At 44.2% G+C, this 12,488-nt stretch carries 12 protein-coding genes; 8 read left to right on the plus strand and 4 right to left on the minus strand.

Annotated elements, in window-relative coordinates; translation table 11 throughout:
- Position 1 precedes the first annotated feature (1 nt).
- The 5 genes from ACZ5LF_RS00900 to ACZ5LF_RS00920 all read left to right on the plus strand — a co-directional run bounded on the left by ACZ5LF_RS00900 (position 2) and on the right by ACZ5LF_RS00920 (position 5,580).
- Positions 2-1,342: a 5-methylcytosine restriction system specificity protein McrC gene (locus ACZ5LF_RS00900; protein ID WP_380570714.1), complete on the plus strand. Its 1,341-nt coding sequence runs from the start codon at positions 2-4 to the stop codon at positions 1,340-1,342.
- Positions 1,343-1,578: 236 nt separating this feature from the next.
- Positions 1,579-2,817 carry a DNA (cytosine-5-)-methyltransferase gene (gene dcm, locus ACZ5LF_RS00905; RefSeq protein ID WP_380570715.1) on the plus strand — a complete coding sequence of 413 codons (1,239 nt, stop codon included), beginning with the start codon at positions 1,579-1,581 and terminating at the stop codon, positions 2,815-2,817.
- Positions 2,818-2,892: 75 nt separating this feature from the next.
- Positions 2,893-4,272 (plus strand): Sau3AI family type II restriction endonuclease, encoded by a 1,380-nt coding sequence (locus ACZ5LF_RS00910; protein WP_380570716.1) that lies wholly within the window; start codon positions 2,893-2,895, stop codon positions 4,270-4,272.
- A gap of 117 nt (positions 4,273-4,389) precedes the next feature.
- Entirely contained in the window at positions 4,390-4,812 is a 423-nt protein-coding gene (locus tag ACZ5LF_RS00915; protein WP_380570717.1) for a very short patch repair endonuclease, read from the plus strand.
- A 48-nt stretch (positions 4,813-4,860) separates the two neighbouring features.
- Positions 4,861-5,580, plus strand: a complete 720-nt coding sequence (locus ACZ5LF_RS00920; RefSeq protein WP_380570718.1) for a hypothetical protein — start codon at positions 4,861-4,863, stop codon at positions 5,578-5,580.
- A 372-nt stretch (positions 5,581-5,952) separates the two neighbouring features.
- Here the strand turns inward: ACZ5LF_RS00920 and ACZ5LF_RS00925 are convergent, their stop codons facing one another.
- From ACZ5LF_RS00925 to ACZ5LF_RS00940, 4 genes are all read right to left on the minus strand, one after another.
- Positions 5,953-7,080 (minus strand): zinc-dependent alcohol dehydrogenase family protein, encoded by a 1,128-nt coding sequence (locus ACZ5LF_RS00925; RefSeq protein ID WP_380570719.1) that lies wholly within the window; start codon positions 7,078-7,080, stop codon positions 5,953-5,955.
- Positions 7,081-7,103: 23 nt separating this feature from the next.
- Positions 7,104-7,952 (minus strand): AhlS family quorum-quenching N-acyl homoserine lactonase, encoded by an 849-nt coding sequence (gene ahlS, locus ACZ5LF_RS00930; protein ID WP_380570720.1) that lies wholly within the window; start codon positions 7,950-7,952, stop codon positions 7,104-7,106.
- Between the two features lie 151 nt (positions 7,953-8,103).
- On the minus strand, positions 8,104-8,919 hold the full coding sequence (locus ACZ5LF_RS00935; protein WP_380570721.1) for a metallophosphoesterase: 816 nt from the start codon (positions 8,917-8,919) through the stop codon (positions 8,104-8,106).
- Positions 8,920-9,053: 134 nt separating this feature from the next.
- Positions 9,054-10,265, minus strand: coding sequence for a NupC/NupG family nucleoside CNT transporter (locus tag ACZ5LF_RS00940; RefSeq protein ID WP_380570722.1), 1,212 nt, complete (start codon positions 10,263-10,265; stop codon positions 9,054-9,056).
- 212 nt (positions 10,266-10,477) lie between these two features.
- On the opposite strand from ACZ5LF_RS00940, the gene ACZ5LF_RS00945 reads away from it, so the two are divergent.
- The 3 genes from ACZ5LF_RS00945 to ACZ5LF_RS00955 are packed head-to-tail and all read left to right on the plus strand — an operon-like array spanning position 10,478 to position 12,486.
- Positions 10,478-10,945, plus strand: coding sequence for a CtsR family transcriptional regulator (locus ACZ5LF_RS00945; RefSeq protein WP_380570723.1), 468 nt, complete (start codon positions 10,478-10,480; stop codon positions 10,943-10,945).
- A 4-nt stretch (positions 10,946-10,949) separates the two neighbouring features.
- On the plus strand, positions 10,950-11,468 hold the full coding sequence (locus ACZ5LF_RS00950; protein ID WP_380570724.1) for a UvrB/UvrC motif-containing protein: 519 nt from the start codon (positions 10,950-10,952) through the stop codon (positions 11,466-11,468).
- Positions 11,455-12,486: a hypothetical protein gene (locus ACZ5LF_RS00955; protein ID WP_380570725.1), complete on the plus strand. Its 1,032-nt coding sequence runs from the start codon at positions 11,455-11,457 to the stop codon at positions 12,484-12,486. Before ACZ5LF_RS00950 ends, ACZ5LF_RS00955 begins: the two co-directional genes overlap by 14 nt.
- Positions 12,487-12,488: the final 2 nt, after the last annotated feature.

Below are 12,488 nucleotides of genomic sequence, written 5' to 3' on the forward strand. Positions count from 1 at the left end.
TATGGAGCGCCAACATATAATCTTAAAAGATAACTCCCAAATGAAGCTCAAGGATGAATTTACTGAAAACAGTGTTATTCGATATCTACAGAACAAGACTATGGGGGAGTTAACAAAATCTGGCATGCTTATTTTCCCAAACAATGAAGAACAACATATTGATGACGATCGAAAAGTAATAGAAACAACTCAAGAGAAGTTGAAGTCATCCAATTTGCTGGGGTTCTTTGGTAACAGTGGGGATGCCCTCAGTATCGTCAGTAGATTTGATGATAGTAGGAATAACTATTTTCTGCAGTACATGCTAAGCAAAGTATATGGAATTACACCATTAAATTTTTCGACCGGCATGAAATCGAACACGGGTTTCTTAGATTTCATGGTGCTTCTCTTCCCTTCAATTTTAAATAAAGCATTGGCGAAGGGAATCTATAAAGAGTATCAGGTGAAGCGGCATAATAATTCTGCCTTAAAAGGTAAAATTGAAGTTGCACGTCACATCAAAACTAACGTTCCGTTTACTGGCAACATATCTTACACAAATAGAGAATATAGTTATGATAATCCGGTTATTCAACTTATCCATCACACTATACAGTTTATAAAACACCATAGACGTTACCATCGGATTCTGACAGCGTCACATTCTACATACGAAAATATAAGAATGATTGAAAGTGTCGCAACATCGATTAATGGCTCTATGGAAAAACTGATTGAACTCAACAGGCGTAATGTAGTCAAACATGTCTACTACAAGGAGTATGAACAGTTACAGAAACTATGCATTGCCATCCTCGAAAGTCAGAACATCCTTTTCACAAGTGACAGCAAAGAAAAATTTTATGGGCTCGTATTGGATGGAGCATGGTTATTTGAAGAATATGTGAACACTATATTAGGTGATTTGTTCTATCACCCAAGTAATACAGATGGGACAGGAGCAAATTATCTGTTCTCAGGCGGTGCTGGAAAAATCTATCCTGATTTCATATCACGTGATGAGGGAAGAATTATCGCTGATGCAAAATATAAGCCAAGCCATAACATATCCGGTCCCGACTACCACCAGATTTTATCCTATATGTATCGGTTTGACTCGATTGAGGGTTATTATATCTATCCACACTCAATAATGGAAAATGCCAGGGAGCCGAAGCGGTCTATGGAACTTTTGGAAGGCGTAAACTTTGGAGCCAAAAAGGGGAGTGGGAAGCGAAAGCAAAGTGTGACAGTAACGAAATTGGGGATAAGGGTGCCTATGGAGGTAGAGAGCTACGAAGAGTTCAAAAATATGATGGCAGAAAGTGAACAGAAATTGAGGGGAGATATTAATATATGAGCAGGTCGAGCAAAGTCCCAGAATTCCTATACAGCAAATGAAGTGAAGATTTTTTCATTTCTTGATAAGACTTATTGGGCTCTACGATAAGAAGTCAAAGCGAATTGGATGGAGGGGATGAAGGATTACTATGATTGTGAGGAAATGACTTTCCTTTTCTTGATCCTCATGATGTTGTGTGGTATAATATACTATTATAATATCAGAATAAATCCATATAAAAGGTGGATAATCCATTGGAAAAACTAAAAGTAGTCGAACTGTTTGCTGGTGTAGGTGGTTTTCGGCTAGGACTAGAAAATACTGAATTGAATAGATTTGAAGTGACCTGGGCCAATCAGTGGGAACCGGGCAAGAAAGTGCAGCATGCCTTTGATTGCTATGCCTCCAGGTTTGAAACAGGTAAGCACGTAAATGAAGATATAGCTGAAGTGACTGACAGAGAAATGTCAGAAACAAATGCGGATTTGATTGTGGGAGGCTTCCCTTGCCAAGATTATTCCGTGGCGAGATCTTTGAACGGTGAATTGGGCATCTCAGGCAAAAAAGGTGTGCTTTTCTGGGAGATTACTCGTTTCATACAAAACACCATACCTAAGTATGTATTGTTGGAAAACGTTGATAGACTCCTCAAATCCCCCTCCAAGCAACGGGGAAGAGACTTTGCGGTTATGCTCTCAACCCTACATGAGTTGGGATATGATGTTGAATGGCGTGTAATCAATGCAGCAGAGTACGGTAATGCCCAGAGAAGAAGAAGGATATTCATATTCGCTTATCGTCGTAATATGACTTACGGTAAGGAGATGGCTAAATTAAATGGGGAAGATTTTCTTTATAACAAAGGGATGTTCGCTCGGGCATTTCCTGTAAAAGAGGAACCCTACAAGAACAGAGTGGCTGAAACCGAAATTTCAGGAGACATCGTAGATGTATCGGACAACTTCTCATTTGAATTCCACAATACAGGCATCATGAGGAACGGGGAAATCACAACTATCCACACGATACCTGTGGAAGAGCCTGCAACTCCTTTAAGAGAGATCATAGAAGAAAATTATGATGGGAAATATGTTGTAGATGGAGAAAAATTGGAGAAGTTCAAATATCTCCGTGGCCAGAAGAAAGAAGAGAGAACCGCTAAAAATGGGCATAAATACTTCTATACGGAAGGTGGAATGAGTGAAAGTGATTCACTTGATCTCCCAGGGAGGACAATGCTTACCAGTGAGGGGTCAATAAACAGAAGTACTCATCTGATTAAAATGGATGGGAAATACAGGACACTGACCCCTATAGAAGCAGAGAGGCTGAATGGGTTCCCGGATGGATGGACAGATACGATGCCGGAACGCACAAGATACTTCTGCATGGGTAATGCACTTGTTGTCCCCCTCATAACAAGGATGGGCAATGAAATAGAAAAGATAGATATTGAATACCCTGAAAACATAACACAATTGGAACTTCTGTAAGCCAAAGCATCCGCTTTGGCTATTTTTATTATTCTGATAAAGATATGGTAAAATCAGGATTAAAGGAGGGGTAATATGGCTTTCGAATATGAAACCATAGATGATCTTGTCAGCTATGCACGGGAAGCGGAAGGCGAATACCTTAAAGACATAGACAAGAAGGGGATGCTGGAGAATACAAATGTGAAGGGGAAAGTCGGTACAATCATAGAGGCAAGCTACTTTGGCTATGAGGTGAATTCCAAACCTGAGCCAGACTTTGCAGACGTTGGTGTGGAACTGAAAACCACTGGCCTGAAGAAGTTAAAGAATGGTCAGCTATCTGCCAAGGAACGGATGGTCCTTAACATCATAGATTATAGACATGAAGCAACAGTTGAATTCAATAAATCCAGCTTCTGGAAAAAGAATGCAAAGTTGTTGATATTCTTCTATACATACACACGAGATGAAGAAGGTAAGCCCGATTATCGAAACTTCCAGATAGTGAAGACGGTGCTACATGAGTTTTCTGAGACTGACCTGGAAATAATAAAGCAGGATTTCCAGAATATAAAACAAAAGATTTTAAACGGAGAAGCGCATAGGCTATCTGAAGGGGATACCAACATATTGGGTGCGTGCACCAAGGGGGCCACGGCAAAATCGGTCAGAAAACAACCCTTCTCCCCCATTCCTGCGAAACAGAGGGCCTACTCCCTCAAGCAGGGATATATGACAGCACTGGTAAGAAAATATATTAAGAATGCAAAATTGATTTCATTCACCAGCCCAGATGAATTAAAAGATCAGACATTTGAAGAATTGTTGCATGATAAATTTCGCCCTTATATCGGTAAAACAGCGGACGAAATAGCAGAAGAACTTGACTATCAATTGAGTGAAGCCAAGAATAAGCTTGCTCTGCTGACCAGCCGCATCCTGGGTATCCAAGGCACCGCCTTACATCAGATAGAAGAATTTTCTAAGCTCAACATTAAATTCAAGACGGTCAAAGCCACCAGTAGTGGCATAACTAAAGAAAGTATGTCATTCGGCAATGTGAATTATGAGGAGATACTTGAAGAAAATTGGGAAGAATCCAGTCTTAAAATGGAAATGGAGTCGACTAAATGGCTGCTTGTCGTCTACCAGGAAAATGAGCAGAACCTCCCAGTATTGAAAGGCATAAGACTCTGGCATGTACCAAAAGATTTGTTGGATGCTGAAATCAAGAAGTTCTATAACGAAGTGAAGCATATATTGAATGAAGGATTTGAAGAATGGCGTGTAGGTGGACAAACGAGGAATAATTTTCCTAAATCGGATTTCAATGGCATATGTCATCTGAGGACAAAAGGAACCAATAGGGAAAAGAGTATGGTGACCTTGCCTGATGGCCAATATATACCGGGACATGCCTTCTGGTTCAATAACAGGTTCGTAAGGAGCTTGGTCAAGGATTTGATTACTTGATAAAGATTGTAGATTACGAGATGTAGTGACTGGCCTCATTAAATGGTGTCGTTGATCTAAGAGATTAATGTATGACCATCCGCCAACAACAGTAAGAATCTCTGGAGGTGTGATTTCATGGCTGATAGGATGACTCCTGAGCAAAGAAGCAAGACGATGAGTGCCATAAAAGCAGTATCAAAACTGGAATCGATAGTCGCAAGCGAGTTATGGAAGAAAGGATATCGCTTTAGGCGAAACACGCGTGAAATGTTCGGAACCCCCGATATATCCATAAAAAAATACAAGATAGTAATTTTCATTGACTCCTGCTTTTGGCACCAATGTCCAATACATGGCAATATGCCCAAAAGCAACACAGAATTCTGGAGAAAAAAATTTAAGCGCAATAAAGAAAGGGATGAGGAAGTAAATCAATATTACAGAAATGGTGGATGGAACCTAAAAAGAGTGTGGGAACATGAAGTCAGAGAAGATTTGGATAAAACGGTTGAGGAAATAATTGCATTCATAGAAAATGCAAAAGAACGAAGCAGATGAATATATAGCTATTCATCATATTATCTGAATGAAGGGCGTGACGATGTTATGAAATCAAACTTCATAAATGATAGTAATAATGAGCAGATGGTCGCTAAGTGGTTGGATAAATATTTTTATCCCAAGATGGCCAGGCTTGAAACTGGGCGCTTTAGTTTCATATCTAGGAGAGCCGACGAATTCGAAAGAAAAGAAGAGGAGATACAAAAGAAAGGTATCGATATAGTCTATAAAACCCAAAATGAAAAATTGTTCTGTGTAGACGAGAAAGCACAACTGGACTATTTGAATAAAAAACTGCCGACATTCGCCTTTGAAATAAAATTCAAAAGGAGGAACAACAATTTTTCAGAAGGGTGGTTTATAAGGGAAGATTTAAAGACAACCCATTATCTGTTGGTATATCCAAATAGTTCTGTGATAAAAGATGCCCGACAGTTGGGAAATTTTGAGGATATTACCAATGTTGAATTGTTATTAATAGAAAAAGATAGGCTTTGGAACAAATTGAACTCCTATAAGGTGACAAAAGAAAGTTTAGTGAATGAAAGTGATCAACTGATCAATCAAGAAGAGGTGGGAAAGAAAACACTACAAACTTCCACATCAAAGAACATCTATTTATATAGGACATCTCCTTCCCACAAAGTAGAAGAGCCGATTAATATAGTTATAAAAAGGAAGATATTGGACGAGGTTGCTGATGCAATATGGTTGGTCGATAAGACTGAAATCAAAGAAAGAAAAAAACCCAAATACTATTATTGATATTTATTTTATCAGGATACAAACTGAATTACGAAATTCTAATCTGTCTTATGTATTGATTTAAAATAGTAAAATGACATAATATAGTGGGACTTTATACATAAAAGGCGAGCATGAATCGAAGTGAAAGTGAATTCCAGCTTACTAAACAAGGCTTTTTTGACGGACTCTACTTACGTAGTAACAATCTTCAATTCAATAAAGTAGATTATCATTCGTTAATCAAGCGGATTTATTAATACTAAATAGCAAGTACCTCACCTTCAATGTAATCGATAGCTGACCATTAAAAAATGGCTAGATACCACAGATGAAATTAAAAACTGTGATATCTAGGCGATAGTAGCGTAATTAGAATCTCTATTCTTTTTATTACTCCATTTTAATGACAAGTCTTGCATCTTCACCTTTTTCCAGACGGTCGAATCCTTCATTGATATCTTCCAATGGCAAGGTATCTGACAGTAGATCATCGACTGGGAGTCTTCCCTGCTGATAGAGTTCCATAAATCTCGGAATGTCGCGAAGTGGAACACAGCTGCCTACATAGGAACCTTTTATGGTTCTTTCTTCTGCCGTCAGAGTGACTTGCGGGAATGAGAGGTTATGCTTAGGGTCGGGCAGGCCGGTTGTGACTGTCATGCCGCCGCGTTTGGTTATTTTATAGGCGACTTCCATCGCCGGCACGGCGCCGGCTGTTTCGAATGCATAGTCGACTCCTCCTGAGGTGCTGGTTTTGATATCCTCCACAACATTTTCATCAGAAGAGTCGAATACATGGGTGGCGCCTAATTTTTTGGCGAAATCAAACTTGTTTGGATTGATGTCCAAGACAATGATTTTGCCGGCACCGGCCAGTTTTGCCCCCATGACAGCATTGAGTCCAATGCCTCCAAGTCCGATTACGGCGACCGTGCTTCCCGGTTTTATCTGGGCCGTGTTTATGACTGCGCCAATACCGGTGATTACGGCACACCCGAAAATGGCCACTTCTTCTAAAGGTACCTTCGGATCGACTTTTACAACAGAGTTTGCTGATACAACCGCATGAGTGGCAAAGCCTGAAACACCCAGGTGATGATTCACTTCTCCATCATCGTTGTGGAGTCTTCTGCCCCCATCAAGCATTTCTCCCTTTTCGTTGGAAGCTGCTCCATTTTCGCAAAGGGCAGGCCTCCCTTCCTTACAAGGGAGGCAATAGCCACAGCTTGGTACAAAGGTGCAAACGACATGGTCTCCGACTTCAAGATCTGTTACATCTTCTCCGACCTGCATGATTTCCCCGGCCGCTTCATGGCCCAGTGCCATTGGAGTCGGTCTCGGGCGGCTTCCGTTTATCACGGATAAGTCTGAATGGCATAGACCGACTGCTCCTATTTTAATGAGGATTTCATTTTTTGTAGGTTCATCCAACTCCAGAGTTTCAATTTTTAACGGCTTGCTTTCGGCGTACGGTTTAGACAACCCCATCTCATGCAGAACTGCTGCTTTTATCTTCATGTAATCCTCCTTTAAAAGATTGCTTATTCGTAGTATCCTTCGGTGGATTTTCTGAACCCTTCGAATTGATCACCATCGTGACCGAACCATATCTGAGCGTCTTTCTCTTTTGCCATACGTTTGATCCTCTCAACAGAGCGCGCCCATCCGATGGAATCATATAGGATGCCGGGCGGCTTGATTGGAGATTCCATGCTTTCTTTTGTATAGATGGCATCAGATGCGAGGATAAGCGTACCGAGTTCGCCTGTTTCGACTTCCAAACCGATCATGCCCCAGGCGTGGCCGCTGCCGAAATTCAAGACTTTGACGCCTTTGACGATTTCGAGGTTATCTTCATAAGACTTTATGGTCTTCCATGTCAGGTCATTCTTGATCCAGGCATCGATATCTGCCCAGATATAAGCTCCCTCCTTCTGATTTCTCGCATATGTCTGCATCGTACCGTTCAATTCATCGTCATGTACGATCACTACAGCGTTCGTAAAATATTCTAGGCAACCGGCGTGGTCGAGGTGGAGGTGGGAGGCGACTACATAATCGACTTCTTTAGGGTCTACATTGATCTGCTCGAGCCTGTTTGGGAGATAGCATTCTTCGCTTGCTGAGTAGGGGAAGGCTTTCTGGGTCTGCTCTATCCATCTGCCATCTTTCCCCATGGCGTTCGGGTTACAGGCGGTATCGAAAAGGATTTTTGCTTCGGGATGGTCGATGAAGACAGTGTAGATGGGGAATTCAATCATCTCGTTCGGAGCGTTGGGATTATCGAGCGTGGCTTGATTGGAGTTGGCGATCATCAGATTCTTATCCATCTTTAAGGTTCCATTGTCCAAAACGTACAGTTTGAGTCTGTCTTGATTTACATTTGCCATACATATCACCCCAGTTTCATATAGTACTCCAATTATATTTGTAAACGTTTTCAAATACAACTATTAGTGATTGGAAAACAAAAAGCATCATCCATCTATGTAGATGGATGATGCTTTTCTGCTTATTCGTCATCACGGGCTTTAATCCACCCTACACCTCAATCACCGTCAAAGCATCGGCAACTTCCGTGGCCAAATCGTCCGTCCGCCATTCACGCTGGTAGCCGAGGCATGGGCAGATGTAGTGGATGCCGCCGTCTGTGATCTGGTGGCGGAAGTGGACGTGCCCCATGATGCTGTAGCGTATGGGGAATTCTTTGTAGAGTGGGTCGAAGTCGGATGTGCCGATGAATGCGTTGAAGAAGTCGAATAGGCGGTGGGGTGTAGGGACTACAAACCGTGGATGGGTGACGACGTGCGTCATCAGGATGATGTTGCGGTTGCCGACGCGCTCGAGGTCCTGTTTTGCGGATTGTGCAAATGCTTTTGATACCGCTGGGTCGTCCATCGACCAGTTGGCGCGGATTTTATCCTGCCAGGTGCCGCCGGAGAATTTCCCCGTCGCGATCTTTTCCCGGGAAAACCGTGGATCTGCGTAGGAATAATCATACCAGCCGCTGTTGCCGACGATGGCCCACTGGTCATCTATAATCAGCGGGGCATCTATCATGCTTGTCGGTTCTTCTTTATAGAGCTGATGGATTTCAGGGGTGGATATATGGCCTGCTTCGGGTTGCCAATAATCATGGTTGCCGGGGACGAAGCGGATATCGATTCCTGTCTTGTCCATAAGCGTATAGACGAACTCAAGGGTGATGCGGTAATCGCTGGCGATATCGCCTGCTATGAGCAACAGTTCTATTTGCTGCTTGTGGATTTCCCATGTCAGTACATGTTCAAAATCCTGGATTGTATAGCGGGTCTGCCTACGATCGATATGCAGATCTGCAATGACGCCTATTCTCATATTAATCGCTCCATCAAATTTTTATCTCATAGGCAGTATCAGGTAATTCATCAAGCAAAGTCAACTGAAGGTATCTATAAAAATGAAAAAAACAGGCCATATGGCCTGTTTTTTGTATGCATATAAATTGTCATTTAAGCGAATATGCCGACTACCGCAGCTGTCAGCACACTGACGAGTGACGCCCCGTAGACGAGCTTCAGGCCGAAGGTGGCGACTTTATTGCCGCTTCCGTCATGCAGTCCCTTAACAGAACCTGCAATGATGCCGATACTTGAGAAGTTGGCGAATGATACAAGGAAGACTGAGATCATCGCCTGGGATTTTCTGCTGAAATCGTCTGCAATCGCAGTGTAGTCGAGCATTGCCACGAACTCGTTGGTAATGAGCTTCGTCGCCATCAGGCTACCTGCCTGCTGCGCTTCAGCCCAAGGGATTCCGATGAGGAATGCGAGTGGCATGAAGATGTAGCCGAGTACGTCCTGGAAGGTGATTTCCATGCCCGGGATGAGCAGGAAGACCTGGTTCAGAATCGCAATCAATGCGATATAACCGATCAGCATGGCCGCAACTGTCATGGCAACTTTGGCACCATCCATGATGTAGTCGCCGAGGATCTGGAAGAATGACTTGCCGGCGTCTGGATTGTCATCGACATCGGCCTCGTCTTCAGCGTCGGTTACGTCGTATGGATTAAGGATGTGCACAATCACGTAAGTACCGAACAGGTTAAGGACGATCGCCGTCACGACATACTGTGGATCGAGCATGGTCATGTAGGCGCCGACGATGGATAGTGACACTGAACTCATCGCCTGTGCCGAAAGCGTATAGAGACGGTGTTTCGGCAGGTGCGGCAATTGGTTCTTCAATGAAATGAACACTTCTGATTGTCCAAGGAGCATGGATGCAGCTCCGTTATAGGACTCAAGATACCCCATTCCGGTTATTTTCGTAAGCAGTATACCGAGTCCGCGGATGATGAGCGGCAGAATCTTCGTATACTGCAGGATGCCGATCAGGGCGGAGATGACGATGATCGGAAGGAGGACGTTGAAGAAGAATACGTCAGCGACGCCGCCGTCTTCACCTACCGTCAGATCCCCCATGACGAAGCCGACACCTTCAGCCGCGAATCCGAGTAGGGCGTTGAACCCGTTGGCCAGACCTTCTATGAGGAACTGGCCTGCGCCAGTGGAAAGGAGGACGAATGCAAAAATCAGCTGGACGCCAAGCAGGATGATGATGTTCTTCCATTTTTTGAACGCAAGCTTGCGGTTGCTGCTGACGAGCCAAGCCAGGAAGAATGTAAACAGGATACCGATTATTCCCATTAGAATATTCAATACTTTCACCTCGTAGAGTTATTTTTTAAGCCATTATATTACCGTAGTCTGAATGAATGACTGTATGCGTCTGGAACGATGGATATGTATCCTGGTTAATTATAATGCAAACGTTTACAGAAATAAAGGGCGAATCCATGGAACTTTCCATTTGCTATATTGATTCACAGCCTATATAATCAAAGTCAAAGAAGGTCAAAAGAGGTGATGAAATGCGTAACATGTCAGATATAATTGAACAGTACCTCAAAAAGCTGATAGAGGAGTCCGGCACTGAGGTCGTCGAAATAAAACGTGCGCACATCGCAGAAAAGTTCGATTGTGTGCCTTCGCAGCTGAACTACGTAATAAAGACGCGCTTTACCAACGAGCACGGTTACACGGTTGAGAGTAAAAGGGGTGGCGGCGGGTATATAAGGATCACTAAAGTCGAGACGCATTCCAAAGCGGAATACCTTGCCCATCTGAAGCAGCTGGTCGGGAATCAGCTGTCGCAGCAGAATGCCAAACATATCATCCAGTCGTTGTATGAAAACGAAGTGGTGACGCAAAAAGAGGCGAAGATCATAAGTGCAGTAATGGACCGTGAGACATTGATGCTCGAGCTGCCGTACCGGGATCGTCTGCGTGCGAAGATACTCAAGAGGGTGATGGATGTCATCCTATACAGTGAGGAGTGATGGAATGAAGTGTGAGTCATGCAACGAAAGGGAAGCAAGCATCCATATATCGAAAGGCGATGGACTGGAGAAGAGCGAGCGGTTCCTGTGCGAACAATGTGCCAATGCATCATTCGAGAATGATTTCAGCTATCCGGATGACACCTTCAACATCCAGAAACTGCTCCAATCGCTGTCCCAACAGCCTGCGTTGCATCAGCAGCAGAAAAAACCGCTGCAGTGTGGCACTTGCGGTTCCACGTTGAACAGCATCGTGCAGGCCGGGAAGTTCGGCTGCCCCGATTGCTACCGCACATTCGAGGCGCGCCTGCCGGATATCGTGGCCCGTGTGCAGGCCAATCAGACTGAGCATGTCGGCAAGATGCCGGAGAAGTCGAAGGAATACTTGAAGACGAAGCGCAAGATGGAGCAGCTGAAGGCCAAGCTCCAGACGCTCATCGACACCCAGGAATTCGAAGAAGCGGCCGTCGTCAGGGATGAGATACGCGCTTTGGAAAGGTTGGGTGAAGATGATGGAATATAAAAACATCAGCCCATGGATGCATGACGTCAAAGAGCAGCCGGTTGAAATGTCGACCCGCATCCGTCTGGCGCGCAACATCGATCATATCCCCTACCCCCATATGATGCAGAACAGTAGTGGGATCGAGCAGATCGTGGAGCGCCTGGACGGGGTGCTTGAGGGGTACGACCAGAAGGATATGGCGGACCTCAAGTTTGAGGATAAGGCGCTGCTGGTCGAAAAGCATCTGGTGAGCCCCCTGTTCACCAAGCAGGGAGTGAAGAACTACACCAATGAAGACGAGTCGATCTCCGTCATGGTGAATGAAGAAGACCATCTGCGCATCCAGGCGATGGGGTCAGGCCAACACATGATGGACATCTACCGGAAGGCCAACGATATAGATGACAGGATCGAACATGAGCTGGACTATGCCTTTGATGAACGGTACGGCTACCTGACAGCCTGTCCGACGAATGTCGGCACAGGCCTCCGGGCTTCTGTGATGCTGCATCTCCCGGCGCTCACTTCAAGCAAACGCATCCAGCGCATGGCTGGAAATTTGAGTCGTTTCGGTTTCGTATTAAGGGGAATATATGGAGAAGGTTCGGTGCCGCTCGGCCATATCTATCAGCTGTCAAACCAGTTGACGCTCGGGCAGACGGAGGATGAGATCATCACCACTCTGGACGAACTGAAGCAGAGGATCATCGAAGAGGAGATTGAGATGCGCTCATGGCTTGAAGATGAACATCTCCTGGACGTAAAAGATGCGGTCCACCGCTCGCTCGGCCTTTTGGGACATGCCTATAAGCTGTCTTTGAACGAAGCGGCGAAATGCTTGAGCGACATCAAGTTCGGAATCGACCTCGATCTGATCGAACTCCCACATTTTCATTTCCAGAAATGGATTCAACTCATCCAGCCGGCATTCATCAAAATGCGTCTGAATGATAAAGAAGGCACATACACATCACTTGAGCAGGCTGTTGAAGAAGAGCGTGCAACGATGATGAGATATTTAATAGGAGGGGAATAAAG

Source organism: Salinicoccus siamensis (assembly GCF_055391965.1).